At 54.2% G+C, this 25349-nt stretch carries 35 protein-coding genes; 20 read left to right on the top strand and 15 right to left on the bottom strand.

Annotated features, from left to right (window positions below; genetic code table 11):
* Window positions 1–12: 12 nt before the first annotated feature.
* The 5 genes from hflD to rluE all read right to left on the bottom strand — a co-directional run bounded on the left by hflD (window position 13) and on the right by rluE (window position 5301).
* A complete protein-coding gene (gene hflD, locus CSK29544_RS17485) occupies window positions 13–642 on the bottom strand; it encodes a high frequency lysogenization protein HflD (RefSeq protein WP_004387966.1) in 630 nt (209 codons plus the stop codon).
* 55 nt (window positions 643–697) lie between these two features.
* Entirely contained in the window at window positions 698–1807 is a 1110-nt protein-coding gene (gene mnmA / locus CSK29544_RS17480) for a tRNA 2-thiouridine(34) synthase MnmA (protein WP_007849335.1), read from the bottom strand.
* 189 nt (window positions 1808–1996) lie between these two features.
* A complete protein-coding gene (locus tag CSK29544_RS17475) occupies window positions 1997–3946 on the bottom strand; it encodes a methyl-accepting chemotaxis protein (protein WP_007901065.1) in 1950 nt (649 codons plus the stop codon).
* A gap of 268 nt (window positions 3947–4214) precedes the next feature.
* A complete protein-coding gene (locus CSK29544_RS17470; protein WP_004387964.1) occupies window positions 4215–4664 on the bottom strand; it encodes an NUDIX hydrolase in 450 nt (149 codons plus the stop codon).
* 10 nt (window positions 4665–4674) lie between these two features.
* Window positions 4675–5301: a 23S rRNA pseudouridine(2457) synthase RluE gene (gene rluE, locus CSK29544_RS17465; protein ID WP_029039455.1), complete on the bottom strand. Its 627-nt coding sequence runs from the start codon at window positions 5299–5301 to the stop codon at window positions 4675–4677.
* A gap of 145 nt (window positions 5302–5446) precedes the next feature.
* Here rluE and icd point away from each other — a divergent pair, with 145 nt between their 5' ends.
* The gene (gene icd / locus CSK29544_RS17460) at window positions 5447–6697 is read left to right on the top strand and encodes an NADP-dependent isocitrate dehydrogenase (protein WP_007849342.1); all 1251 of its coding nucleotides are present in this window, start codon (window positions 5447–5449) and stop codon (window positions 6695–6697) included.
* A 116-nt stretch (window positions 6698–6813) separates the two neighbouring features.
* Here the strand turns inward: icd and CSK29544_RS17455 are convergent, their stop codons facing one another.
* The 9 genes from CSK29544_RS17455 to CSK29544_RS17405 all read right to left on the bottom strand — a co-directional run bounded on the left by CSK29544_RS17455 (window position 6814) and on the right by CSK29544_RS17405 (window position 12237).
* Window positions 6814–7941 carry a site-specific integrase gene (locus tag CSK29544_RS17455; protein WP_007901058.1) on the bottom strand — a complete coding sequence of 376 codons (1128 nt, stop codon included), beginning with the start codon at window positions 7939–7941 and terminating at the stop codon, window positions 6814–6816.
* A complete protein-coding gene (locus CSK29544_RS17450) occupies window positions 7922–8167 on the bottom strand; it encodes an excisionase (protein ID WP_029039456.1) in 246 nt (81 codons plus the stop codon). Before CSK29544_RS17450 ends, CSK29544_RS17455 begins: the two co-directional genes overlap by 20 nt.
* 33 nt (window positions 8168–8200) lie before the next feature.
* Window positions 8201–8482 (bottom strand): hypothetical protein, encoded by a 282-nt coding sequence (locus CSK29544_RS17445; protein ID WP_029039457.1) that lies wholly within the window; start codon window positions 8480–8482, stop codon window positions 8201–8203.
* Complete coding sequence (locus tag CSK29544_RS17440) at window positions 8482–8721, bottom strand: hypothetical protein (protein WP_007901056.1); 240 nt, start codon at window positions 8719–8721, stop codon at window positions 8482–8484. The genes CSK29544_RS17445 and CSK29544_RS17440 overlap by 1 nt, the downstream gene beginning before the upstream one ends.
* Complete coding sequence (locus CSK29544_RS17435; RefSeq protein ID WP_029039458.1) at window positions 8718–9449, bottom strand: hypothetical protein; 732 nt, start codon at window positions 9447–9449, stop codon at window positions 8718–8720. The genes CSK29544_RS17440 and CSK29544_RS17435 overlap by 4 nt, the downstream gene beginning before the upstream one ends.
* On the bottom strand, window positions 9442–9798 hold the full coding sequence (locus CSK29544_RS17430) for a hypothetical protein (RefSeq protein ID WP_007901052.1): 357 nt from the start codon (window positions 9796–9798) through the stop codon (window positions 9442–9444). The genes CSK29544_RS17435 and CSK29544_RS17430 overlap by 8 nt, the downstream gene beginning before the upstream one ends.
* Window positions 9795–10085: a hypothetical protein gene (locus tag CSK29544_RS17425; protein ID WP_007901050.1), complete on the bottom strand. Its 291-nt coding sequence runs from the start codon at window positions 10083–10085 to the stop codon at window positions 9795–9797. The genes CSK29544_RS17430 and CSK29544_RS17425 overlap by 4 nt, the downstream gene beginning before the upstream one ends.
* A gap of 96 nt (window positions 10086–10181) precedes the next feature.
* Window positions 10182–11111 (bottom strand): recombination-associated protein RdgC, encoded by a 930-nt coding sequence (rdgC, locus tag CSK29544_RS17420; protein WP_007901038.1) that lies wholly within the window; start codon window positions 11109–11111, stop codon window positions 10182–10184.
* Window positions 11112–11910: 799 nt separating this feature from the next.
* On the bottom strand, window positions 11911–12237 hold the full coding sequence (locus CSK29544_RS17405; protein WP_029590694.1) for a hypothetical protein: 327 nt from the start codon (window positions 12235–12237) through the stop codon (window positions 11911–11913).
* Between the two features lie 161 nt (window positions 12238–12398).
* Here CSK29544_RS17405 and CSK29544_RS17400 point away from each other — a divergent pair, with 161 nt between their 5' ends.
* Window positions 12399–13277, top strand: a complete 879-nt coding sequence (locus tag CSK29544_RS17400; RefSeq protein ID WP_007901036.1) for a BRCT domain-containing protein — start codon at window positions 12399–12401, stop codon at window positions 13275–13277.
* On the opposite strand, the gene CSK29544_RS17395 is transcribed toward CSK29544_RS17400, so the two are convergent.
* Window positions 13269–13958: an XRE family transcriptional regulator gene (locus tag CSK29544_RS17395; RefSeq protein WP_012124207.1), complete on the bottom strand. Its 690-nt coding sequence runs from the start codon at window positions 13956–13958 to the stop codon at window positions 13269–13271. The two genes, CSK29544_RS17400 and CSK29544_RS17395, sit on opposite strands and share 9 nt — an antisense overlap.
* 135 nt (window positions 13959–14093) lie before the next feature.
* Here CSK29544_RS17395 and CSK29544_RS17390 point away from each other — a divergent pair, with 135 nt between their 5' ends.
* The 18 genes from CSK29544_RS17390 to CSK29544_RS17305 all read left to right on the top strand — a co-directional run bounded on the left by CSK29544_RS17390 (window position 14094) and on the right by CSK29544_RS17305 (window position 25242).
* On the top strand, window positions 14094–14315 hold the full coding sequence (locus tag CSK29544_RS17390; RefSeq protein ID WP_012124208.1) for a transcriptional regulator: 222 nt from the start codon (window positions 14094–14096) through the stop codon (window positions 14313–14315).
* Between the two features lie 50 nt (window positions 14316–14365).
* Window positions 14366–14917, top strand: a complete 552-nt coding sequence (locus CSK29544_RS17385; protein WP_007901034.1) for a YmfL family putative regulatory protein — start codon at window positions 14366–14368, stop codon at window positions 14915–14917.
* Window positions 14918–15083: 166 nt separating this feature from the next.
* Window positions 15084–15251 carry a DUF4222 domain-containing protein gene (locus tag CSK29544_RS23265; protein ID WP_012124209.1) on the top strand — a complete coding sequence of 56 codons (168 nt, stop codon included), beginning with the start codon at window positions 15084–15086 and terminating at the stop codon, window positions 15249–15251.
* Window positions 15248–16144 (top strand): conserved phage C-terminal domain-containing protein, encoded by an 897-nt coding sequence (locus CSK29544_RS17380; protein ID WP_029039460.1) that lies wholly within the window; start codon window positions 15248–15250, stop codon window positions 16142–16144. The genes CSK29544_RS23265 and CSK29544_RS17380 overlap by 4 nt, the downstream gene beginning before the upstream one ends.
* Window positions 16141–16377, top strand: a complete 237-nt coding sequence (locus CSK29544_RS17375) for a PerC family transcriptional regulator (protein WP_007725982.1) — start codon at window positions 16141–16143, stop codon at window positions 16375–16377. Before CSK29544_RS17380 ends, CSK29544_RS17375 begins: the two co-directional genes overlap by 4 nt.
* Window positions 16377–17555 carry a phage N-6-adenine-methyltransferase gene (locus CSK29544_RS17370; protein ID WP_007901027.1) on the top strand — a complete coding sequence of 393 codons (1179 nt, stop codon included), beginning with the start codon at window positions 16377–16379 and terminating at the stop codon, window positions 17553–17555. The genes CSK29544_RS17375 and CSK29544_RS17370 overlap by 1 nt, the downstream gene beginning before the upstream one ends.
* Window positions 17552–17881, top strand: coding sequence for a LexA family protein (locus CSK29544_RS17365; protein WP_007901019.1), 330 nt, complete (start codon window positions 17552–17554; stop codon window positions 17879–17881). Before CSK29544_RS17370 ends, CSK29544_RS17365 begins: the two co-directional genes overlap by 4 nt.
* The gene (locus CSK29544_RS17360; RefSeq protein ID WP_004388343.1) at window positions 17878–18261 is read left to right on the top strand and encodes a RusA family crossover junction endodeoxyribonuclease; all 384 of its coding nucleotides are present in this window, start codon (window positions 17878–17880) and stop codon (window positions 18259–18261) included. The genes CSK29544_RS17365 and CSK29544_RS17360 overlap by 4 nt, the downstream gene beginning before the upstream one ends.
* Window positions 18262–18276: 15 nt before the next feature.
* Window positions 18277–19002, top strand: a complete 726-nt coding sequence (locus CSK29544_RS17355) for a phage antirepressor KilAC domain-containing protein (RefSeq protein ID WP_042391472.1) — start codon at window positions 18277–18279, stop codon at window positions 19000–19002.
* On the top strand, window positions 18999–20048 hold the full coding sequence (locus CSK29544_RS17350) for a DUF968 domain-containing protein (RefSeq protein ID WP_007901015.1): 1050 nt from the start codon (window positions 18999–19001) through the stop codon (window positions 20046–20048). The genes CSK29544_RS17355 and CSK29544_RS17350 overlap by 4 nt, the downstream gene beginning before the upstream one ends.
* A gap of 18 nt (window positions 20049–20066) precedes the next feature.
* Window positions 20067–20897, top strand: coding sequence for an antitermination protein Q (locus tag CSK29544_RS17345; RefSeq protein ID WP_007901011.1), 831 nt, complete (start codon window positions 20067–20069; stop codon window positions 20895–20897).
* A 322-nt stretch (window positions 20898–21219) separates the two neighbouring features.
* Entirely contained in the window at window positions 21220–21645 is a 426-nt protein-coding gene (locus tag CSK29544_RS17340) for a tellurite resistance TerB family protein (RefSeq protein WP_007901009.1), read from the top strand.
* On the top strand, window positions 21642–21797 hold the full coding sequence (locus CSK29544_RS23960; RefSeq protein ID WP_007900997.1) for a DUF3927 family protein: 156 nt from the start codon (window positions 21642–21644) through the stop codon (window positions 21795–21797). The genes CSK29544_RS17340 and CSK29544_RS23960 overlap by 4 nt, the downstream gene beginning before the upstream one ends.
* Window positions 21798–21908: 111 nt before the next feature.
* Window positions 21909–22286 (top strand): phage holin family protein, encoded by a 378-nt coding sequence (locus CSK29544_RS17330; protein WP_007900996.1) that lies wholly within the window; start codon window positions 21909–21911, stop codon window positions 22284–22286.
* The gene (locus CSK29544_RS17325; RefSeq protein WP_007900995.1) at window positions 22273–22557 is read left to right on the top strand and encodes a phage holin family protein; all 285 of its coding nucleotides are present in this window, start codon (window positions 22273–22275) and stop codon (window positions 22555–22557) included. The genes CSK29544_RS17330 and CSK29544_RS17325 overlap by 14 nt, the downstream gene beginning before the upstream one ends.
* A complete protein-coding gene (locus CSK29544_RS17320; RefSeq protein ID WP_007900994.1) occupies window positions 22554–23177 on the top strand; it encodes a glycoside hydrolase family 19 protein in 624 nt (207 codons plus the stop codon). Before CSK29544_RS17325 ends, CSK29544_RS17320 begins: the two co-directional genes overlap by 4 nt.
* Entirely contained in the window at window positions 23177–23641 is a 465-nt protein-coding gene (locus tag CSK29544_RS17315; protein ID WP_029039461.1) for a lysis protein, read from the top strand. The genes CSK29544_RS17320 and CSK29544_RS17315 overlap by 1 nt, the downstream gene beginning before the upstream one ends.
* Before the next feature lie 755 nt (window positions 23642–24396).
* Window positions 24397–25242 carry an SDH family Clp fold serine proteinase gene (locus CSK29544_RS17305; RefSeq protein WP_231692272.1) on the top strand — a complete coding sequence of 282 codons (846 nt, stop codon included), beginning with the start codon at window positions 24397–24399 and terminating at the stop codon, window positions 25240–25242.
* Window positions 25243–25349 lie beyond the last annotated feature (107 nt).

Below are 25349 nucleotides of genomic sequence, written 5' to 3'. Positions count from 1 at the left end.
ACTCCTGAGAGGTTAACATTGAGCAAGAATTTGTTTCGCCTGGGTGGTCAGACGATTACGGGAAAACATCAGTTGCAGGCGTCCGCCGCCGACCTGCTGCCAGAGCACCGCGGCGCGGATACCGGCGAGCAGCGTGGCGCGAACTTTCGCCTGGATCTGCGGGCTTTGCAGCACGTTGGGCGAGCCGTTGACCTGAATACGCGGGCCGAGCGGGCTAATCACATCCACATAAATGCCGGCCATCGCGTTCATCAGCGTATCGGATTCCAGCTCGAAATGCTCAAGCTGGCGGCTTAAATCCGCGATGCGATTGCCAAGCGTATTCATCGCGCCTTTGCTGGCGGCAAGTTTACGCTCCAGCACCATCAGGCTTAACGTATAGCGCGTCAGTTCTGCGCCCAGGCCCTGACGGCTGCTGGTGTTCAGCATGCCAAGCAGCGTCTCCAGGCCGATTTTCAGCCCGGCTTCGCGGCCGCCGAAAACGTCAAGCGTCGACGCCGGGTTCTGATCAATCACGCTTTTAAGCGAGACGCGCAGGGCCTCGCTGTCACACGTGCCCTCATGCGCGAGCGACTGAACCAGACGTGCCGACTGGCAAATGCCCGCCAGCGCAAGGGTGATGTCGTAGAAGTTCTTTGCCACACAGACTCCTTTTTATCGCGGCTGTTCATTCATGGCCGCGCAGGCGGCATCAGGCTTAGACCGGCAGCGGCAGGCGCTGTTCGATAATACCGCCGCCGAGGCACACTTCGCCGAGATAAAACACGGCGGATTGTCCCGGCGTGACCGCGGCGACCGGCTCGTCAAACACCACTTCGATGCGATCGTCATCCAGCGGACGGACGGTGCAGGGAATATCGGCCTGACGGTAGCGCGTTTTCACGGTGCAGGTAAACGGCGCGGTGACGGGCTCGCGATCGACCCAGTGCAGTTGCTGTGCGATAAGACCGACCGACATCAGGCGCGGATGATCGTGGCCCTGAGCGACAATCAGAATATTGTTTTCGACGTCTTTATCCACCACGTACCACGGCTCTTCGCCGCCGTCTTTGGTGCCGCCGATGCCAAGCCCTTTGCGCTGGCCGAGCGTGTGATACATCAGACCCTGATGCTCGCCGATAGTATCGCCGTCAACGGTGACGATTTTACCCGGCTGGGCAGGCAGATAGCGGCCCAGAAATTCGCGGAATTTACGCTCGCCGATAAAGCAGATGCCGGTGGAATCTTTTTTCTTTGCCGTCACCAGATCTAACTCTTCGGCAATGCGGCGCACTTCCGGTTTTTCCAGCTCGCCAACCGGGAACAGGCTTTGGGCGACCTGATCGTGGCCGAGCGTATAGAGGAAGTAGCTCTGGTCTTTATTGCCATCAAGCCCGCGCAGCAGGCGGCTTTTGCCGTCCACATCGGCGCGACGCACATAGTGGCCGGTCGCGATATAATCCGCGCCGAGATCTTCGGCCGCGAATTCGAGAAAGGCTTTAAATTTGATCTCTTTGTTGCAGAGGATATCCGGGTTTGGCGTGCGTCCGGCTTTATATTCCGCCAGGAAATGCTCAAACACGTTATCCCAGTATTCAGCAGCGAAGTTCACGGTATGCAGCTCAATGCCGAGCTTATCGCACACCGCCTGGGCGTCTGCGAGGTCGGATGCGGCCGTGCAATAATCCTCGCCGTCATCCTCTTCCCAGTTCTTCATAAAGAGACCTTCCACCTGATAGCCCTGCTGTTGCAGTAACCACGCGGAAACGGAGGAATCGACGCCGCCGGACATGCCGACGATGACTTTTTTCTGGCTGTTATCAGACATTGCACCACTCACGACTTAAAACAAAGGCGGCGTATTCTAGCACGCGCTGGCGGCGCAAACACCCCCTGAGCGCGCCGGGTTTGCCTACGGGCGTGAAGAAAAGGGCTTAACGGCAAGAATTGCGACGCGCGGGCGCGTATAAAAAGAGGGGGAAAAGAGGCGGGGGCGCATCGGCCCCCGCGAGTGGGATCAGGCGTAACTTTCCTGAAGACTAAACTGCTCGACGGTCTGCGCCAGCTGTTGCGCCTGCTCTTCGAGCGAGCTGGCCGCTGCCGCCATCTGCTGCACCAGCGCGGCGTTCTGCTGCGTCACGCCGTCCATTTCGTTCACGGCGATCGTCACCTGACTGATGCCTTTCGACTGCTCATCCGAAGCGCTGACAATCTCCCCGATAATGGTCTGCACGGAATGCACCGCCTGGGTCATCTCCTGCATGGTTTTGCCGGCGTCGTTCACCAGTTGCACCCCGTTGGCCACGCGCTGGCCCGACTCTTCAATCAGCGCCGCAATCTCTTTCACCGCGTTGGCGCTGCGCTGCGCCAGGCTTCGGACTTCGCTTGCCACCACCGCGAAGCCGCGGCCCTGTTCACCCGCGCGCGCCGCCTCTACTGCCGCGTTGAGCGCCAGGATATTGGTCTGGAACGCGATACTGTTAATCATCGTGGTGATATCGCTGATTTTCTTCGAGCTGTCGTCGATCTGCGCCATCGTCTGTACCACCTGGCCGACCAGCGTTTCGCCGCGGCTGGCGATTTGCGTGGCGTTGGCGGTCAGTTCCGTCGCGTGATGGGCGTTGGCGGCGTTGTGTTTCACGGTCGCGCTGATCTGCTCCATGCTGGCGGCGGTCTGCTCCAGCGCGGCTGCCTGTTCTTCGGTGCGCGACGAAAGGTTAATGTTGCCGCTGACGATTTCGCCCGCGCCCTGACGCACGGAGTCGCTTGCCTCTTTAATCTGCCCGACAATGCCGCGCAGCTGCGCCTGCATGGTGTGAAGGGCGTAGAACAGGCTGCCGCGATCGCCCGGTTTAACGTCAATCGCGTTATCGAGCTTGCCGTCGGCCACGGCCAGCGCAATGGTCGCGGCTTCCAGCGGCTCACCGCCGAGAGGCCGGAGCACTTTGCGGCTAAAGACGATACCGAGCAGTGCGCTCACCAGCAGAATGCTCACCACCATAAGAATAATGGCGTTCATTAACTGGCGGTTCGCGGCGGCCATCACCTGGCTTACCGGCGCCACAATGCCGAGATACCATTTATCCGTGCTATTACCGATGGTGACAGGCTGCCAGGTGACCAGCGCTTTTTCGCCAAGGATCGGATCGTCCTGCTCAACCACATTGCTGGTGAAACCGGCGGTATCGCCAGGGAACGGTTTGCTGGTCAGCTTTTTATCCGGGTAGGAGACGATTTTGCCTGCCGTTGAAAGCAGCATGGCATAACCGCCGCCTTCCCAGGGTTTAATCTGATTCACTTTTTGCTGAAGCGACGCCAGCGAAATATCGGATGTCACCACGCCCTTAAGCTGACCGTCGGAGACAATCGGGGCCGCCACCGAGGTCAGCAGCGTCGGCACGCCGTTATAGGCGTAGCTGTAGGGTTCAATCAGCGTATCTTTCTGGGTTTTCTGCGGGATCAGGTAGTAGTCGCCCTGGCCCGGCGTCAGGTAGGAGAGCAGGGGGTGAAACTGGTAATTACCCGACTGACCGTGGTCGACGAAAAAGGCGTAACGGCCTTTCGGCGCCTGGCCGGGTTTGCCGTCAAACTCGGCGTCGCGACCGTCAAAAGCGTTTTCTTCAAAGATGACGGAAATCGAGAGGTAATTTGGGTTATCGCGCAGCGCGCCTTCGAGCAGTTGATCGGCGACTTTACGGTCGGTGATGCCGGCGCGGGGCAGGGACGCCATGCTGTGGCCAAGATTATGCGCCACATCGCGCGCGTAGTTGAGCTCCTGCTGGATTTTCAGCGCTTCGCTCTGGGCAATCTGGCGTAAATAGCTCTCGGCCAGGGATTTTTGTTCGTTGCTGGATTGCCAGCTCAGCACGCCGATGGTGACGACAAACCCCAGCGTGATGGTTAATGCGCCCGTCAGCAGCATTTGTGCGCGGGTACTCATCTTTTTATGAACGGATTGTCTGGCCATCACGGCTCCTCAGGATCAACCACGAAAAATCATTACTTTCCCTTCGCTACGAGCCTCCTGGTCAATCTCTTATCGGCGTCGATTTTTTGTTCTTTAATGGCATAAAAAGCGAAATGACTGGTGGAAAAACGGGCGATTTAGCGTTTGTCTGGCAGAGGTAAGGGCGGGGCAGTAGCCTGAATGGCAGATAGTGCTGAGTGTAGCGGATGGCGGCAGCAGGTTAAGCTGCCGTTAAAAGTTTCGGTGCGAAACAAATAGTGCGGTGAAGTTAACGCTGCGGCCAGTTAAACGCGCCAATCAGCGAGAGCGGATAACGCTCGCCGCGCTGCCAGGTGCGAATGCTTTCGGCCACCAGCGGAGAGCGCAGGTTGGTCGCCGAAAGAATTTCCTCAGCGCTCACCCAGCGGCAGAGATCGATATCACTGTCGTGCGGTTCGGTCGGCAGCGGCGCGTCGAGTTCAATACTGAACAGAAAGCGCAAAAACGGCGTGTTGTCGGGTGCCAGCCACTGGTGCAGACGCAGAAAATGCTGCGGTTCGGCGCGGATACCGGTCTCTTCCCACAGTTCGCGGCGCGCGGCTTCCACCAGCGTTTCGTCGGCTTCGAGATGGCCGGCAGGCTGGTTCCAGAGCGCTTTGCCGTTAATGGTCTCTTCCACGACGAGGAATTTGCCCTGCGCGTGTACCACACAGGCGACGGTGACATGGGGTTTGAACATCCGGTTCTCCTTATTTGAGCGGAACGTCTCGCCACTGGCCGCAGGCCAGAGAATCAAGAGTATAGTCGCCCATCGCGTAACGAATCAGCCGGAGCGTCGGGAAGCCCACGTGTGCCGTCATGCGCCGCACCTGCCGGTTACGCCCTTCATAGAGCGTGATTTTAAGCCAGCTGGTGGGAATCGATTTACGCTCGCGAATCGGTGGAATACGCGGCCAGAGCCAGGCGGGCTCTTCAACGCGCTCAACGCCCGCCGGGAGCGTTGGGCCGTCGTTCAGCGTCACGCCGGTGCGCAGCTGCGCCAGCGCCGCTTCCGTCGGCTCGCCTTCTACCTGCACAAAATAGATTTTGCCGGTGCGTTTGCCGGGCTGGGTTAGTTTAGCCTGTAACGCGCCGTCGTTGGTCAGCACCAGTAAGCCTTCGCTGTCGCGATCGAGACGGCCCGCGGCATAGACGCCCGCCACCGGGATAAAATCCTTCAGCGTCTGGCGGCCAGCCTCGTCGGTAAACTGCGGCAGTACATCATAAGGTTTATTGAAGAGGATCAGCCGTTTCGGGCCTTCGGGTTTGCGGCGCTTAGCGGAATGTTGTGAGCTGAATCGCTCAAGCCGGTGATTTCTATAAGAAGTTTTCTGCATACTATTTTCAGGCTTTATCAATTACCGCATTATACCCTATTCATAAGGGCGTGGCATGGGGCAGAACATTCAGGTAGTATTATCACGCCTATTACAAATCATTAACATAATGAGTCACAACCAGAAGCGCTCGAAGGAGAGGTGAATGGAAAGCAAAGTAGTAGTTCCGGCGGAAGGTGCAAAGATCACAGCGCAAAACGGCAAGCTGAATGTCCCCCACAACCCGATCATCCCGTTCATTGAAGGCGACGGGATCGGCGTGGACGTGACGCCGGCGATGCTGAAAGTGGTCGACGCCGCGGTTGAGAAAGCCTACAAAGGCGAGCGTAAAATTTCCTGGATGGAAATTTACACCGGTGAGAAATCTACCCAGCTTTACGGTCAGGATGTCTGGCTGCCCCAGGAAACCCTGGATCTGATTCGTGAATATCGCGTTGCCATCAAAGGCCCGCTGACTACCCCGGTTGGCGGCGGTATTCGCTCTCTCAACGTCGCCCTGCGCCAGGAGCTGGACCTTTACGTCTGCCTGCGTCCGGTACGTTACTACCAGGGCACCCCAAGCCCGGTTAAACACCCGGAACTGACCGACATGGTTATCTTCCGTGAAAACTCTGAAGACATCTACGCGGGTATCGAGTGGAAAGCCGACTCCGCTGACGCTGAGAAAGTGATCAAATTCCTGCGCGAAGAGATGGGCGTGAAGAAAATCCGCTTCCCGGAACATTGCGGCATCGGCATCAAGCCGTGTTCTGAAGAAGGTACCAAACGCCTGGTGCGCGCGGCGATTGAATACGCCATCACCAACGATCGCGAATCCGTGACCCTGGTGCATAAAGGCAACATCATGAAATTCACCGAAGGCGCGTTTAAAGACTGGGGCTACCAGCTGGCGCGTGAAGAGTTCGGCGGCGAGCTTATCGACGGCGGCCCGTGGGTGAAAATCAAGAACCCGAACAACGGCAAAGAGATCGTTGTGAAAGACGTTATCGCCGACGCCTTCCTACAGCAGATCCTGCTGCGTCCGGCGGAATATGACGTCATCGCCTGTATGAACCTGAACGGCGACTACATCTCTGACGCCCTGGCGGCGCAGGTTGGCGGCATCGGCATCGCGCCGGGCGCGAACATCGGTGACGAGTGCGCGCTGTTTGAAGCGACCCACGGCACCGCGCCGAAATACGCAGGCCAGGACAAAGTGAACCCGGGCTCTATCATTCTCTCAGCTGAGATGATGCTGCGTCATATGGGATGGTTCGAAGCGGCTGACCTGATTGTTAAAGGCATGGAAGGCGCGATCAACAATAAGACCGTGACCTATGACTTCGAGCGTCTGATGGAAGGCGCTAAACTGCTGAAATGTTCAGAGTTTGGCGACGCGATCATCGCGAACATGTAATCCGCCTGGCGGGTTAAAGAAGAACGGGAGCCTGATGGTTCCCGTTTTTATTATTAGCTTTCGAACGGTTATCAAAATTTTATCAAAACAAGTTATCAAAACCCCAACCCAAAAACCTAAATTGCAATCGTCGTCCAGTCCTTCCCTCGGTCGTCGTTATAACGATCGGTCTGTTGCTGCGACTTGTGGCCGAGCAACTTTTTAGTGTCAATTCCCTGCTCCTTATAAAGACGTTCAGATAGCGAGCGCTGCTCGTGGAATGTCGCAGGCGTTCCTTCCCTCCAGTCAATTTCTGCCTTATCCCGAGCCTTACTAAAATTCATGGTTAGCGTGTTCGCTTTAACTTGGGCGCCACGTTCTGCTTGCGACGTGGCCCTGAAAAAATGGACGAGGTAAGGGCTAACCGCGTAATCCCGACAGCGCGCTATAACATCCCGCAAACTCCAGTTAATGGCATTCAGGCGGAGCGATAATGGGATCGCTATTTTACTTCCTGTTTTCTCCTGAATAATGTGCAACTGATCATCCCAGACATCGCTAAACTTCATCCTCGAAATATCACCCAGGCGCTGGCCGGTTACCAAAGCCAGCAACATAGCGTTACCCATATATTGGTGGTTGGCGTCTGCAATCTCGAATATCCGCTGCCATTCCTCCAGGCTGAGGCGCTGGCGGGTAATTTTTCGGCGGGGCTTTTTAGTTGCTGAAGCTGGATCGTAACCCGGAGGAACTTCACCCGCATGCTGCGCTTCTTTAAAAATATCTACCAGCACAGTTCTTACGACCTGAGCCATTCTCGGCTGACCGGCAGTGACGTACTCATCAAGCAACTGAGCAATATCGCGAACATCCACTGATGGCAGCAGCTTCATACCGACTCGCTCTCGCAATAACGAAACCGGTTTGGATTTCTGTTTGAATGTGTTCAGTTTGATGTCGCCCGTCGCCAGCCGTTCTTCCTGAATCTTCCAGTATCTATCCAGCCATGTAGAAACCGTGATTGCTTTGCCTTTGCTGGTGGCGATCCTGTCGCTGATCGCCAGAATTTGCCGGGTTCTTTGTTCCGCCAGGCGCATGTTAGCTTCTGTAGCAATCGCTATAGCTTCTGCCTCATTAGTACCCAGCGCATGGAACTTACCTGTGACGGGATGTTTATAGCGCCAGTAAACTTTGTTCACCTTTCTACTGTAGAGAGGGTAAAGGTTCGGAACAGAAACATTGTTTTTACGTGGTCGAGCTGCCATCAGCAAGAATCCTCTGAAGTATTGGCGAGTCAGTCTTTCGGATATTCGGCTTAGCCAATTCGCCTACAAGTTCTGCATCTTCCCTTACTCGCCACTTGCGACCCTGTTTCATCGCTGGTGGGGAAAACAGATTTTGCTTAGCGTATCGGCGCAGAGTATTCAAAGCTGGTGGACTGCTCCGGTATTTCTCTGCTGCCCATTCCTCAAGCGTGAGCATTTGCTTCATGACTTATTCTCCACTTTACCGGCTGCACCCGGTTTATTGCCTGTTAAAAGCGCAGGTGGAGCACCCGCCGCGGGCACCTTCCACACACACCTCGCATTTATTTGCTGGACGCCACTGGCTGGTGGTCTTAGTCGCTGCGGAGGCGCCGCGCTCAATTGCCAGCTGCCGTCGCAGGTCCGCCAGTTCGTTTGCCTGCTCCGCCATAATGTCGGCCTGCTCCATTACTCTGGCGTGTAGGTCGCCCGCTTCAGCGCGCCACCAAGCCGCATCAGATTTAATGCGGCGCCAGCGCCGCTGTTTAAGTTTGCTGGGCATCAATCGTCGTCCTCGTCCCAGTCATCGTCGTTATCCCAATCCTCTTCAAAATAGGGAGCAAAGGGGCTAGTTGCGGCCAGCATCTGGCTTGGGGCGCCGCGACGCTGAAGTCGGCGCAGGGCTTCATAAAACTCGAAAGCCTCTGTACGCTCATCGCCGATTTCGAGAGAGCAGGCGAACTTATGCGCTTCGCTGACCAGTTCCTCAAGTTTCTGGTAAATAGCTTGCTTATCCTTCACGCTACACCTCCCCCGATGCGCTTAAACTCAACTACCCAGACCCATGGGTTAGCCTGCCAGCTTTCCGCGCCGTAGATGTGTTGCCACGTCTGACCGAACCAGGAACGGGAGAAATCCGGGAAACCATAGTCGCGCGAAACTGCGTCTATTGACGGATGGCTCGGCGGTGCACCTTCGGCCATCGCATCCACCCTGCTAATGTCCTGCAACCGCTCTACGCGCACGCCGGTAATCTCAAGCGTTATGCGGCTTGCCCAGCGCGGCATGTGTATTGGTGGACGCCAGGAACCTTCAGTGCCCGAAAAGAGGTCTCCTGACCAAGCAGCAAACCAATACTTATCTAAGCGGGGATCGGCTGTATTCAGTACGCCATCCTCATCGCGGAAAGTCTCTATTTCTGCGAGAAGTCGGGTATCGCTATCAGCCCGATAAGCCACAGCAGGACAACCTTCAGAGTTAACATCAGACCACGTCTCACGAACCCACAAGCGGTCACCGACGTCACCGAAGGGGCAGGCATCACCTACAATCCCCGCCCAAATAACCTCGCTATTTTGTAGTGCCTCTTCGACGTGCAACATCGTGCGATGCTTATCGCAGGGCCACCAGTGTCCGCCGCGCGGGCAGTCCTCCGGCTGTGGCTTCATAATCCGCCGCGTCTGCGTCTTCCGGCCATCGAGAATGGCGCGCACCATCTCGGCGTTAAAAATGAGTGGACGCTCAGTCATTCCAGGCCTCCAGCTCGGCAATGATTGCCTCGTCTATCTCATCGTTGGTTGCTTCTTCGTTGAGATAATCCTGCGCCTCTTTGCGGTACATCTCGCGGCGTCGTTCGTTGTACCAAGCGGAAAACTCTGGGGACCAACCGTGCTGGTCTCCAACTTCAGAAAAGAAATCATGCATCGCATTGTTGTAAGCCAGGCTTTCCACCATGCAGTCAGCGGTGGTTAGCGCAACGCTTCGGAAAAAGCTGCGCAGATGGTGGCGCCGCCAATAGGGCGAGACTTTGGAATCGCACCAGCCGCGCACCTGCACTTTCCAGCGCCGTATGCAACGTGCTTCGAGTGATTTGCTCATGCGACACCGCCTTTGGCGCGTGTAATGGCGTCATCAGCCTTCTGAACCTCCGGGTGCTCGTCATAATCCGGCAGATAGCGGCGAGCGACAGCAGCCAGGGAAACCAGCGCCGCCAGCAACTCGTCGCTGATGTTCGTCTTTTCTTTTAACACTACTGCTAAGAGATCGAGCTGCCCGGCCATACGCTGAACAAGAGAGGCGGATTCATGCATGCCGTTCTGCGTGCCCAAAAGCACCACCAGCTGGTGGCCTGATTTCGCGAGCTCCTTCGTTTTCTCGTAGTTCAATGCGTGTTCCTCCACTTGACTTTGCGCTGCACCGCGCCGAATTTGGTTTGCAGCAACCCAACCCATGCGAGATGGGGTAGGGCTGCTTAAAAATGGTTATCGTTTGGCTTCGCCGCCCAGACCTGAAATAAGGTTTTCGGTAAGATTGCTAAGTTCACCTGTCATGAGAACGAAATCAGCGTCGTACCGCTGAGCCACCTCTTCGCGGTCTATATCATCGTTTTGCTGTGTAAGCTCATCAGCGAACTTGAGGCGTTTAAGGACGCCAGAATCATTCAGCGTGAAGTCGATGCGGCTCTGCCAGTTCAGCGCCAGCTGAGTAACTACCTTTCCGGCGTCCAGGTGGTTCAGTATTTCATCGCTGGAGAGCTCTTGCTTTTTGAACCGGCCGATTCCGCCATCTTCCAGAATGGCTTTCAGCTCTGCTTCATTGCCCAGCGCAAAACCTGATGGTGCCCCGGCTCCGCGCACCCACTCGGTGAGGGTAAGCTCTACAGGTGTTTCCATAGTCAGCGGTACCACCGGCAGGGAGCCCAGTGTTTTACGCAGCAGCGCAAGCGAGTCTTCTGCGCGGCGGGCGCTGGATGTGTCAACCATTACCAGGGCGGCGCTGAGGTTTAACCAGATGCGGATCGCGCTGCTGCGGGTAAAAGCGCGCGGAAGTAGGGAGTGAAGGACCTCATCGCGCAGGGAGTCTTTCTCAGTTTTCTTGAGGCGACGGCCCTGATCCGCTTCCAGCTTCGAAACCTTCTTATTGAGTTCCTCAGCGATGACCGCATTAGGAAGAATTTTTTCTTCGCGACGAATAACCAATAGAAGTTGGTCATTCACCAGGTGGAAGAGCTGATCTGAGAATTGGCCCAGAGGCGATACCCACCCGGAACGAGCCATATCCTGGCTGCCACACGGCTTAAAGCGGAAAGCCTCAAGCTGGCGTGCCAGCTCATCTGTATTGCCGTCACGGATGATCACCACGTCGCGGCTAAGACGGTAGATGATGAGGTTTTTGAAGAACGGGTTAAACATTGTTCTCTCCTTAAGAGGGGAGGCGGCCACCTGCACGGGCCGCCTGGTAGTTTCTCCACACAACACAGAAGAGCACCTGCGGTTAGGAATCCCGCCCGGGTGGATTGGGTTATGAACCCGTCGCCCGGCGATGCTCTTGTGTGTTGCGTAAAAAATTGCGGCGTCCTCGCGGAAAATAAGAAAGGCTCAGACGCCGCCAACTACTGCCTACTACCACGCTTGCTGCTTTTTTTGGTTGTGACACCAGGGCGCTACCCCTGCTTATTTCCTGCCGCTCTGTTTTGGTCTTGGCCGCCAGTAGTTGCGGCTCAGCCGATTTACAGGTCTTTGCGTCGGCCGGCGCTGCAGTTCGCTTGAACACATCACAACGGAGAGAGCACTGCCGGTGTCCGAATCGAACGGACCTTTTCCCTGCCCAACCCTCCCAACTGAATGGGACTGTCTGGAATCGAACCAGCTCTTATGCCTTGCTCGGCAGTGCTCTTTCCGTTGTGCGCCTGTCTTTTCACCACATCAGGCTCGGTGGATCCTGCTATTCCCCAACAACAAGGATTCGGTTAATCTGAAATCCCCAACACATTGATAGTGATAACTCATGAAGCGCTCAGATGTTTTAACCCAGTGCCTGATTAATACCGGCTGCGGACTTTCAGAAGCTGATATCCGACACGGCATTCGGACTACCTTCGCCGAAGAGTACCCAGATAAAAATTACGATTCCTGGGACATTGAAATCAGCGATCAGACCGCAAATCACATCATTAAAACCGTAGGTCGAGCCATGTGGATAAAGGTCGATCTATTTATCCAGGACCTCTGGGACGCCTACTGATTCCAAAGGGACAGAGCCAATCCCTCTAAATCCGGTAGCCAGAGTGCGACCACTTTTGTTGGCTTCAGACTCCAGCGAAGTTTTATCTTTCTCCATCGCCTCAACCACACCACCCATAAACATCAGGTAATCGGCTGTTACCGCTGATTCTGTGTTTAAGGTCTGCGTCAGAGCCCCGTTAACAAAAAGCTCAATCCTGTTTCCTGCGTGAGCATTAGGCCTGGCCTCTAACGCGCTAAATTCCTCACGCGGTAGGTTGAACGTCTTGAAAACCTTTTCTTTGTCAAATTGCATACTGAACCTCGAGTGGCTACTTCGTGGGCGTCCTGCCTGTTCGTTAATAACAACTTTAAGGTGTAATTTAGTTGTGAGGGCTACGCTTGTCAACAACTTTATGTGGTTTGATTGACGTTGTGGTTGATGCAAGGATGAGCAAAAAAGAAGAAGGAGGTTTTATGGAAGAGAAGCAGCAAGTTTTTAACTACACGCGCAACAGAGATAAGCTATTTGCAAACCTTATATCCATCATCGATGGTATTCTTTCGGATGGAAACTTGACGGATCAAGAGATTATCTACCTTGATACTTGGTTGTTAGAGGCCGACCAACTTATCGGGAATGGAATAATTAAGAGCCTGCGAATAAGAATTGCGAGCATCCTAGACGATGGAGTAATTACCGCAGAAGAAAGAGAAGAACTCAAACAATACCTTCATGAAGTACAATCTGAAATTTTAGATATTCCAGAGATAGATTTTTATTCTACAGAGTCAGATCTGCATCTTTTGAATGGATTATGTAAGGGGTTAATTTCTGACAGAGTTTTAAGCCAGGAAGAGATCAAATACCTTGACTGGTGGTTAACGCAGAATGGGGCACTCAAAGCAAACTATCCAGGAAAGGAGCTTTATCGCTTAGTAAAGGATATTTTAAGTGATGGCGAAATTACTATCCAGGAAAGCGAAGTTCTGCATAAAGCGCTTATTGATTTTACCGGTTGCGATCTTGATAGCGGAACTGTTGATGGTTTGGCAACAAGACTTCCCGTAGATGATATTGCTGATGTGAAAGTTAGCGGGAAAGCATTTTGCCTTACAGGCATATTCTTAGCAGGAAAAAGATCAGCAATAGAAGATTTAATCCAAAAACAAGGCGGAACTATCAGTAGTGGAGTTACTAAAAAAATAGATTACCTTGTCATAGGGACGCTGTCTTCACGTGACTGGCGTTTCTCCAGTCACGGAAGGAAAATTGAAAAAGCAGTTACATACCGAGATGATGGTGCTCAGATAAAAATCATCACGGAAGAAATGCTTATTGAAGCTTTACCATGAGCGAGAGGACCAAAACACACGGCCGATAACATGAATCCGTGCCAGTTTCTCTTCATAGGTGAGTACTTCATCAGGGTACTCATCTTTATTAAAACTTCTTAAAATTAAACCACCATCTGGCCGATTAATAAGTATTTTTACTCTTAATAATACGCCATCCCTTAAAGCATATAAATCACCGTCTCTAATTGGACTCGTCTGGCTCAGGTCTACAGCGACCTTATCTCCATTAGTCAGCACGGGATACAAGCTGCTTCCAAGAATATTCACGATTCTTGCACTCGAAGCGCTAACACCTGCTCGCCTAAGCTCATCTCTTCTGAGAGGATATGTAGAAAGTTCAGATTCAACGATTTCGGCTTCGCAGCCATTCCCTGCCGATAATTCAATATCCAAAATAGGAATTTCCGTAAAAAGATCAGGATCAGCTGAAGTACTTTCCCATTCCTTAACAATCATTTCTGAATAGGAACCATTAGCGTCAATATCGCCATATTGCAACCAATTAGCAGTGACTCCCAGTGCAAGAGCCAACTGTTTAATTTTTCTCGGCTGCTCCGTCACGCCATTTTCAATTTTGGCTATGGACTGTTGAGTCAGGCCAACCTGTTCAGCTAACTGAAGCTGGCTGAGCCCTGCCTTTTCCCGCGCTTTTTTTAGCCGTTCAGCAAGTGTACCCACAACTCCCCCTTTTGTTATGGCGAGACTACAACTTTATGTTTTGACTTTCCAACACCTAAAAGTTGTGATAAAAGTTGTGGTAGTTGTACAATCATCCTATCTCACAACTTTCAACCATAGGTAAAGGGGACCGTTATGACGCCTGAACAAAGCGCGTTAACTGAGGCTATTGAGATTGCTGGTGGTCAGTCTGAGTTAGCCAGAAAAATTTCTTTAGAGGCCGGCGGCCTAGTTAAGCAACAGCAAGTATGGAACTGGCTACACCGTGAAAAGAAAGCACCCATTAAGCACACCGTATCTATCGAGAAGTTAACTGGGGTTCCTAAAGAAAAGCTCCGTCCTGATGTGTTTCGTTAATTAAATAGCGAGACGGTGAAGAGTTAAACCACAGATTCAAGGAGTTAACCGTGGGTAATGAGCACTGGCAAGTAGAGAAGCAACCAGCCTGGCTGGTGGCAGCAATAAAGAAAACCATTTCAGGCCTTCATGGTGGATATGCGGAAGCCGCTGACTGGCTGGGTGTTACCGAAGATGCACTGTTTAACCGCCTGCGTACCGGTGGCGACCAGATTTTCCCGATGGGATGGGCGATGGTTCTGCAGCAGGCCAGTGGTACTAAGCACATCGCTGATGCGGTATCTCGCCATTCGAACAGCGTTAACGTACCGCTAGTGGATATCGAGGATGTCGACAACGCCGACATCAATCAGCGACTGATGGAGTCCATCGAGTGGATTGGCAAGCATTCGACATACATCCGCAAAGCAACAGCTGATGGGGTAATTGACCAGGCAGAACGCGCACAGATTGAAGAGAACAGTTACCAGGTAATGCAGAAGTGGCAGGAGCACTTAACGCTGCTGTATCGCGTTTTCTGTTCGCCGGAAAAGAGTGACGCCCGCGAGTGTGCAGCTCCGGGCGCCGTGGCGTGTCGTATCAGTGGAGAAACTAACGCATGAACAGTTTAACGGTAAATAACCGCTTACCGCAACTACGGGCCATTCCTGTGCAGGGTACCTCGTCGTTTCGGTATGAGCGCATGGTATCAGGCCGATGGGTTCCGTGTAACCACAGTCGAGTACGCCTCATCGTGGGGGCATTCAACCGCAAAGCGAAGAACCTCGTATGCAGGAGCTCAACAGACGATACCGCGACTGGCGGGGAACTGAAGTCCATGTCACCGGTTACGACCCCGAAAAGCGACAGGTTATCTTCCGGCGCGCGGGTTACCCGCACGACTGCATGCAGCCTGTTGAGCGGTTCCGCGAGAAGTTCAAAAGGGTGGATACATGAGCGTTAAGTTATCAGCGTACGTGTGGGATGGCTGCGCGAGTGCCGGAATCAAGGGCACGAAGCTGCTGATCCTGGCGCGCCTGGCTGATTTCTCCAGCGATGAAGGTATCAGCTGGCCCAGCGTCGACACCATCGCGCGCCAGATTGGCGCCGGTCGCAGCACCGTAATTACCGCAGTTGGTGAGCTTGAGCGTGACGGATGGCTGACCCGTAAAGAACGCCGTCAGGGCCAGCGCAGTGGTACCAACATCTACACGCTGAACGTGCCGCGCCTGCGCCAGGCGGCTGCCGGTGCTTATTCTCAGGGTCCAGTTTCTGAACATTCAGAATCTGGACGTTCAGAATCCGAAGGTTCAGAAGCTGGACGTCCAGAATCTGAACGTCCGGAAAACCGTAAAAACGGCGCTTCTCAGGGTCCAGAATCTGGACACGATCCGTCAGTAACTTCAAAACAAGAACCATCAGATAAAAAACCTTCTCGTCAGGTTGTCGGGCAACCCGACGCTGAGCAGCTGATCACCGATAAAGCGATTGCTGTGCTGAAGCACCTGAATCTGGTCACCGGCGCGCGTTACCAGAACTCGAAATCCTCACTGGAGAACATCCGGGCCCGGCTGCGCGAAGGTCATTCGGTGGACGACCTGCAGCTCGTGGTCGACTACAAGCACGAGCACTGGCACGACACGGAAATGTACGACTACATGCGCCCGCAGACGCTGTTCGTCCCGGGCAAGCTTGAAGGCTATCTGCTGAGCGCCACCCGCTGGAAAGAGCGCGGACGCCCGTCCCGCCAGCAGTGGAAGCAGCGCAGTGTGCAGCGCGACGACAGCGCATTTAAAGCCAGCTATGCCGGTGTTGATTACAGCCAGGTTCCGGAGGGGTTCAGATCATGACAAACGAGAAGCTCAAACACGAAGTTTTTGAAGAGCTGGCCTGCCAGCTGGAAAGACAGAATCTGTGGCGCCGCGCCGCGCATGTTTACCTGGCTGCATTCGATGCCTCGAAGAGTAACCGGGACCGCGAACGGCTGGCTAAGAAGCGCACCCAGTGCCTGAAGATGAGCAACCGCGTTGGTTACGTGGAAGGCCGTTGCTATCTGGCCGGTAATTATGTGGGGGAACTGTGATGCACCCGTTGAATGCTTACAGCCAGGCGCTGGCAGCGCTGCGCAGCAAACCGGCTCACGAACTTAAAGAAGTCGGGGATCAGTGGCGCACTCCGGACAATATTTTCTGGGGCATCAACGCCATGTTCGGCCCGCTCGTACTGGACCTGTTCTCTGATGGTGAGAACGCCAAATGTGAGGCTTATTACACCGCGGAAGATAACGCGCTGACGCAGGACTGGTCGGCGCGTCTGGCCGAACTTAACGGCGCCGCGTTCGGCAACCCGCCGTATAGCCGCGCGTCCCGGCATGACGGAGATTACATCACCGGCATGCGCTACATCATGCAGCACGCCAGTGCGATGCGGGAAAAAGGCGGGCGGTACGTCTTTTTGATTAAGGCGGCCACCAGCGAGGTCTGGTGGCCGGAGGATGCAGATCACGTCGCCTTTATCCGTGGCCGTATCGGTTTCGATCTTCCGTCATGGTTCGTCCCTAAAGATGAAAAGCAGATCCCGTCCGGCGCGTTTTTTGCGGGTGCCATTGTGGTATTCGATAAGACCTGGCGCGGCCCGGCAATGAGTTACATCAGCCGCAACGAGCTGGAAGCGCGCGGCGACGCGTTTATTGCACAGATACGCCGTCAGGCTGAACGCCTGCTGATGAGTAACCGCCAGGAATCCGATGAGGATGAAACAGATCTGCATTCAGAAACTGAGCAGCAACTGCAGGCTGCTGAAACAGAGTTGCCACTGACAGCAGCCGACATCCTGGAACGAAGCGGCGTTGAGGTATGGGCCTGTGCATGCGCGGCGTTCGGCAGCAAAGAGGCGTATGCCTTCCATGAATCCCGCTTTGCTCACAGCTGGGCTGCCGATTCTGTAGAAAACCCGATGCTGGTGACGGTGACCGCAGACGTCATTTCGCGCGCGCAGTCGCTGATTAAAGAGCACATCAACGGTGTGAAACTGCGGGCGTTCATGGACCTCAATGATTTTGTCTTTCAGGACGATGCGGAGCGGAAAGACATGCACGAACGGCTTGCGACGGTCGCTCGCGAAGCTGAAGAGCAGCATGGCCTGGCGATGGATGAGTTTCTGCTGGTTGTCGGGGCAATTGACACCACGCACTGGCGGAACATTCGGCAGCTTAGAGCCTCCATTCGCGAAATGGCTGGCGCGCGGGAGAAAGCGGCATGAATTTCACCTCTGCTTTAACCGTCCGCCAGCAGGAGGTACTGGATATGCTGGCTGATTTCCAGCGACGAAACGGTTACCCGCCGACACAGAAAGAAGTGGCCCAGCTTATGGGGGCCGCTTCACCCAACGCAGCGACCGATATGCTGCGTAAGCTGGAAAAGAAGGGAGCTATATCGGTATCAAGGGGCGTCGCCCGCGGCATCACCATCAACGGTATTGCCAAAGAAGATGAAGCGGTTTCTCTGCTGCGTGCGATGGTAGAAGGTGAGGCCAAATCGCGCGATCGCGCGGTGGCGTTCCTGAAAGCGCGGGGTGCCATTGCATGAAGCTGACCCTGCCTTTTCCCCCCAGCGTTAACAGCTACTGGCGCGCCCCGACTAAGGGGCCGCTAAAAGGCCGTCATCTCGTCAGCGCCGACGGGCGCAAATATCAGAGCAATGCCGCAGCGGCCGTTGTTGAGCAACTGCGGCGCATACCCAGGCCGGTCACCAGCCTGCTGGCGGTGGAGGTGGTGCTTTACCCGCCTGACCGGAAACGCCGCGATCTGGATAACTATCTGAAGGCACTTTTCGATGCGCTGACGCTGGCCCATGTCTGGGAGGACGACAGCCAGGTGAAAAAGATGCTAGTGGAATGGGGCCCGGTAACCAGCAAAGGGAAGGTGGAAATCACGATCAGTAACTTTGTGGCGGGTGCAGCCGCCTGACAGATGGAGAAACGTATGAACCAGACAAACCCGATTTCATTTTGCCCCAGGCATCATGTGGCGCTGGTAGGTCAGGAGATTTTTATGTCCAGCCGGGAAATAGCCTCGCTTGTAGGTTCACGTCATACCGACGTGTGCACCGCCATTGAGCGGTTAATGAAGAAAAGCGTTATTGAAGGGTATACGGCATTGCCGTACACCCACCCGCAGAACAGGCAGGAATACCACCACTACCTGGTTAACAAGCGTGACAGCTATGTCATTGTGGCGCAGTTATGTCCGGAGTTTACCGCGCGCCTGGTTGATCGCTGGCAGGAACTGGAAAGCAGCCAGCAGCCGGGCGTGCCGCGGTCGATGCCGGAGGCACTGCGCCTTGCTGCGGATCTGGCCGAACAAAAGGAAAGGCTGGCACAGGAACTCGCCGCCGCGGCGCCAAAGGTGGAGTTTGTGGATCGCTACTGCTCCGCCAGCGGTTCGCTCTCATTCCGTCAGGTGGCAAAGCTGTTAAAAGCCAAAGAGACGGATTTCCGCCTGTTCCTGATCGACAACGAGATTATGTACCGCCTCGGCGGGGTGCTGACGCCGCGCCACCAGCATATTGATGCCGGACGGTTCGAGGTGAAAACGGGCACATCCGCGACATCCAACCACGCGTTCAGCCAGGCGCGTTTCACAGCGAAGGGTATTAAGTGGATAGGTGGGCTGTGGGCTGAGCATGTGGCGAAGGGGAACGCAGCGTGAGAGCTCTGTTAACACCGGAAATCGCGCGCGGAATGGGTATCGTGCTGCTGCGCCCTGGCCCTGAACTGATGCCCATATTTGCAAACGGGCGCGTGCTGGTGGAGGTGCAGCCAGAAAGCATGGCACGGTTCCCGAGCGGCGCGGTGCCGCCGGCACACCAGCCGCTGGCTGATGACGAAGGACTGCAGGTCTTCTTTACTGATGAGCGGGTGATCCGGACTGCTGGTGGCATCAATGCATTGGAGCACTGGCTGATGAAGCAGCAGGGCGGCTGCCAGTGGCCGCACAGTGAGTACCATCACCATGAGCTGACCACGATGCGGCATGAGCCCGGCGCGCTGCGTCTGTGCTGGCACTGTGATAATCAGCTGGCCGGACATTTTACTGAGCGCCTGTCAGCAATTGCCCGTTCCAATGTGATAGCCTGGATTATCAGCGTCGCGCGCGGTTCCCTTGCCTTTGACGATACCCACGAGCTGACTCTGCCGGAGTTATGCTGGTGGGCTGTCAGGATGGATATCACTGATGCGCTGCCGGACAGTGTGGCGCGCCGCGCGCTGCGCCTTCAACCTTTACCAGTAGAAGGCGTGTCGCGGGAAAGCGATATTGTGCCGGGGCCATCGGCGGCTGAAATGGTGCAGACGAAAGCGCAGCGTGCTTGCGCTGTGAAGACGCGGATGAACTGCGACAAGCCGCAGGATCAACAGCCGCGGGTGGTTGCGCTGACAATCGACCCTGAGTCGCCTGAAAGTTACATGCTCCGGCCAAAGCGCCGCCGCTGGGAAAACGAGAAATACACCCGCTGGGTTAAGCAGCAGTCCTGCGCATGCTGCAACCAGCGGGCAGACGACCCCCATCACCTGATCGGCCACGGGCAGGGCGGGATGGGTACCAAAGCCCATGACCTTTTCGTATTGCCTTTGTGCAGAAGGCATCACGACGAGCTCCATCGTGACACCGTGGCATTCGAAGAAAAATACGGCTCTCAGCTTGAGCTGATTTTTCGTTTTTTAGACAGGGCGCTGGCAATCGGCGTTCTGGCGTAGTGGAGTGGAGACCACCGCATGAACTTAGATAGCATCGTTAAATTTTTCGCCCCGAAAGGAATGCACATTTCCGACAGCCCGCGCGCTACAGCAAGCGAGCAGTTAACCGTCACGGATGTTATGGCCGCGCTGGGTATGACTCAGGCCGAGGCGGGCATTGGCCTGGCTATGTTCCTCGGTAAAGCCGCTGTAAGCCAGCAGGACCGGGAAGCGGCAATCGCCTGGCTCGCCGAGTATGCCAAAGAAAAAGCCCCGCTGGCGCTACGCCGCGCCGCCGGGAAGAAATTCCCTCTCTGTATGCGGATCCTCGCGACGTTCGCCTATAACGATTACGCCTCATCTGCTGCGGATTCTTACGAGTGTCCAAAGTGCAGCGGCAAGGGGCTGGTAACCAAAATGACCGCCGTTACGAAAAGCCATTACACGATGCGCCTGCCGCGGTGGGCTAAAGATCTGCGGCAATCACCGTCGGACTTCGAAAAATTCCGCCAGGTAACAGACGTTGACCACCAGCTATGTAGCAAGTGCAAGGGCAGCGGGAAAATCAGCAAGCGCTGCCAGTGCGGCGGTACCGGGAAAACACTCGACAGGAAAGAGACCGAATTTCAGGGCGTGCCGGTTTATAAGGAATGCAAACGCTGCGAAGGCAGGGGGTACAGCAGGCCTAAATCCTCAGTTGCTTATCGTGGCATCCTTGGTCAGTTGCCTGCGCTGCCAGAGCGCACATGGCGCTATAACTGGAAGCCGTTCTATGAGCGTCTTGTTACCAAATGCTTTGAAGAGGAAAGCTACAGCGACGCTCAACTTAAACGCGTAACTAATAATGGTGTTAATGGTATTTTGATATAAATCACAACATTTAGCATCGCGATGCTTGCAATGTTTGCCGTTTTTGCTTAGATTTGACATTAACGATGGGCATTGTATATCCACCGTTTCAAAACCCGCCGCCCGTAGCGGGTTTTTTATTTGGCTCGCTTCATGAGCCGAATGTCAGAGCTATTCGGCTCACATCAGGTCGCCACATGGCGGCCTTTTTTATTTCCCGCGCCACGCTCGGCGCATTCAACCACAGAGCCTTTCAGAGGTGAGCCAGAGTGATGGTCGGTGTGACCGTCTCTGTGGGCTGACCATCCTGAGCGCTGGCTCACCCCCTAAAAGGAAAGTCACTATGTTTGGCATGTTCAAAAAGAAAACCCGCAAAGTTGTCACCGAAGTTAAAAAGATGGAAAACCGCGACGCTGTGGAAGCAACGGTATGGGGCGCTTATTCCATTGCATATGCGGACGGCACCTGTGATGCGAAAGAAATTGCGGTGCTTGAAAAGACAATTTCGGCACTTCCGGCGTTTGCGTCGTTCGCTGGTGAAATCGCTCAGATGAGTAGCAATATTCGCGCTCGTTATGAAGCATCTCCGCGCTCTGCAAATGCTCAGGCGCTTCGCGAGCTGGCAGACGTCGCGGGCACCAGCGACGCGGTGGATGTCCTGTGCCTTTGCCTGGATATTGCTGATCACGATGGCATCGGTGAAGAAGAGGAAGTCGCTCTGAAGAAAATCGCGCAGGCGCTTCAGCTCCCTCTGGATCAGTACCTGTGATTAGCAAGCTTCGCTGGGCCGCCGCCGGGGTGCTGCTCTTTCTGGTAGTCGCTATCGACTTCACCAGCAAAGTGATGTCTGTCCTGGCGGATGGTGTGCTGGTGGCAGGGGCAGTTCTTCTGCTCCTGCCGCTGCTTAAAACAACCAAATAACTCTCTGCAAAAGGCGTCTGCGGGCGCCTTTGACAAAGAGACCGTTTGCAGGCCCATGGCCTTTTTTATTTCCCCTCTCTGGAGAGGATGCACAGCAATAGAGGGGGCTACATGTCCGAACCTGTTTCAGGAACTATCTCGGCGGGTGCTGCGCTTACGGGTGTCAGTATCTACGGCTTGCTTACCGGCACGGATTACGGTGTCATTTTTGGCGCTTTTGCCGGAGCGGTTTTTTACGTCGCCTCCGCCGCAGATTTACCCCTGATACGGCGCGCAGCCTATTTCTTTGTTTCTTACATCGCTGGTGTATATGGTTCCGGGCTGGTGGGTTCCAAGCTTGCCAGCCTGACTCATTACAGCGAGCCGCTCGATGCACTTGGGGCTGTAATCCTCTCTGCGCTGACGATCAAAATCCTGACGTTCGCCAGCCAGCAAGACCCCGCGCAGTGGTTCCAGCGGTGGAGAGGGGGAGCCAATGGTAATAAGTGATCCGCTGGTGCTGACCAACGTGACGACGTGCTCGGCCATTGTGCTGAGGCTGATGCTGTTCCGTAAGCCTGGTGCCCGTCACCGCTGGTGGGCATCGTGGCTGGCATACCTGATTATTCTGGCATATGCCTCGGTGCCGTTCCGCTACTTCTTCGACTTTTACGTCCACACACACTGGGCGTCGGTCATCATCAATTTAATCATCTGCGCCGCCGTGTTCCGTGCCCGGGGAAACGTGGCGCGCCTGTTTCAGGTACTGAGGCCCGAATGAACCAACAACAATTTCAGCAGGCGGCTGGTTTAAGCGCCGGCTTAGCTGCGCGCTGGTTCCCGCACATTGATGCGGCGATGTGCGAGTACGGCATCACTGCGCCTGTCGATCAGGCAATGTTCATTGCGCAGGTCGGCCATGAAAGCACCGGCTTTACCAGGCTGGTGGAGAGTTTCAACTACAGCATCGCAGGGCTGAACGGTTTTGTCCGGGCTGGCCGGCTAACCCAACAGCAGGCCAACATGCTGGGCCGCCGCACGTATGAAAAGGTGCTGCCCCTTGAGCGTCAGCGCGCGATCGCCAATCTGGTTTACAGCAAGCGACTCGGTAATAACGCCTCTGGTGATGGCTGGAAATATCGCGGACGCGGCTTAATCCATATTACCGGCCTCGAAAATTACCGAGACTGCGGCGCCGCGCTGAAACTCGACCTTGTCAGCACCCCAGAGCTGCTTTCCGAAGACGTCACCGCAGCGCGCTCTGCGGCATGGTTCTATGCCAGCAAAGGCTGCCTGAAATATCCGGGAGATTTGCTGCGCGTCACGCAGATTATTAACGGTGGGCAGAACGGGCTGGAAGACAGACGGGCCCGCTATGCGGCAGCGCGCCGGGTGCTCTGATGGCTACAGTATGGGGCTTTATCCGTGCATGGTGGAAGCCGCTACTCTTCCTTGCCGCTGTGGGATTTGCGCTTTATTACCGGGCCTCACTCACAAAAGCAGAGGCATCTTTAACCAAAGTTAATCGTGAATTAAATCTGGCTAAAGATACTATCAAAGACATGCAGACTCGCCAGCGCGATGTCGCAGCGCTCGACGCCAAGTACACACAGGAGCTTGCAGATGCTCAGAGCACTATCAATCAGCTTGAGCGCGATGTTGCTACTGGCAAGCGTCGGCTGCAGCTCAACGCAACCTGCACCGCGAACGGATCGACCGGCACCACCCGCGTGGATGATGGGGCCAGCCCCCGACTTACTGACGCCGCTGAACGGGATTATTTCACCCTCAGGGAGCGCATCGAGACCGTGACCAGGCAGTTGAGCGGATTGCAGGCTTATGTTCGCGAACAGTGCCTTAAATAGCAGAGAGGAAGCCATGACCTTTAAGTTTGACCTTAACCAGTTTATAGCGATCAGCATCAGTGACGAGATGGGCCACATCAAGTCCCGCACAGAGAGTTGCAACTATTGCGATTAGTATCTGGTTCATTACAAGGCGGCTGACGGTCGCGCTGTCGAATCGTGGTTCAACGAAGATGACATTATTGCTGGTGAAGATGATGGGCATCCCGGCGCACCGATAGCCTCGATTACTCTAAAGTAAATGACGATATCCAATGATATGAAGAGCGTAGCTTTTGTGTAGTTTTTCAGCGAATAGGATTATGCGGATTTAGCATTTTTGGCTTGTATAAACTGTGGGTAAGTAGCTATAGTCACGTCATAGATATTAATTTTGCATTTTTTTCAAGCCTCTTTTGAGGCTTTTTGCACATTAAAATATGACAACAATGGCACATATGGTATACCCCCCTTGGTGCGGGCACTATATGTAGCGCTATATAGGAGCTATCATTATGACCCCAGCTGAGTTCTACGATCTTTACAATATCAAGCCAGCAGAAATGTTGGCTGGTGAAACTGTTAACAACTTCGCTTCTCGTGTAATGGCACAGCAAACTAGTACAAGTGGAAACACAGGTGTTTGGTACTCACAAGGTACAGCTACACAACCGAAGCAGAACCAAACTACAAGTCATCAACTTTACACGTACTAACCTATGCCTAATTGGAGCGACGTACTGGGCGAGATTACGGCTCTCGCCCATAAGAGTCCAATGGATGAGGTTCGCCGTAAATACTTATCGCAACTTTCAAATCACACTGGAAGAAACGTAATCACATATTACTCTGGGTGGTTACAGCACGGTGGTGCAGAAGTACGCCACCTTACTCAGATGACTGATGATGATAAGAACGGGTTAATGACAGCCATCAATGGTTTGGATGCATCAAAAGGGTTGGATTTGATACTCCATACTCCAGGTGGTGATATTGCCGCTTTGGAATCAATCGGGCATTACTTAAGATCGAAGTTTGGAACTAACATCAGAGCAATTGTTCCTATGATTTCAATGTCCTGCGGAACTATGCTTGCATGTTGTGCCAATGAAATCGTCATGGGTAAACAGTCCAACATTGGCCCAATTGATCCCCAGTTTAACGGTTTCTCAACCCATGCCATCATTGAAGAATGGAATCGTGCGCAGACGGAAATTTTTAAAAATCCCTCTGCTGTTCAGATGTGGCAGTTCATTCTTCAAAAGCTAAACCCGACGATCATCGGCGAGTGTGAGAAAGCTATCAAATGGGCAAATGAGATTGTTAAGCATTGGCTCATGACAGGCATGTTCGATAATGATCCTGAGGCAGAATCAAAAGCAGCACATGTTTGTTCAGAATTAAATAACCACCACACAACCTATACCCACTCACGCCATATTCACTTTGATAAGGCGCAGAAGATTGGATTGAATGTTACCGAACTTGAAAGTGATCAAGTACTTCAAGATTTGGTCTTAACCATACATCACAGCTACATGCATTCTTTTGGTGGGGCACCACTGGCAAAAATCATTGAAAATCATAACGGTAATGCAATGATTTGGAATATCCAGTCTTAATTTCCATTCCCGCTGCCTGATTCCAGCCTCGCTCATACGGGGCTTTTTTTGCGTGCGAAATAATCAGTGTCAAGCCCGAGGCGCTTTCGAGCGGAGCGCGTGATGAT

Source organism: Cronobacter sakazakii (assembly GCF_000982825.1).
Classification (GTDB): domain Bacteria; phylum Pseudomonadota; class Gammaproteobacteria; order Enterobacterales; family Enterobacteriaceae; genus Cronobacter; species Cronobacter sakazakii.
The sequence above is the reverse complement of the archived record's forward strand: the minus strand, read 5'-3'. Positions and strand labels throughout refer to the sequence as shown.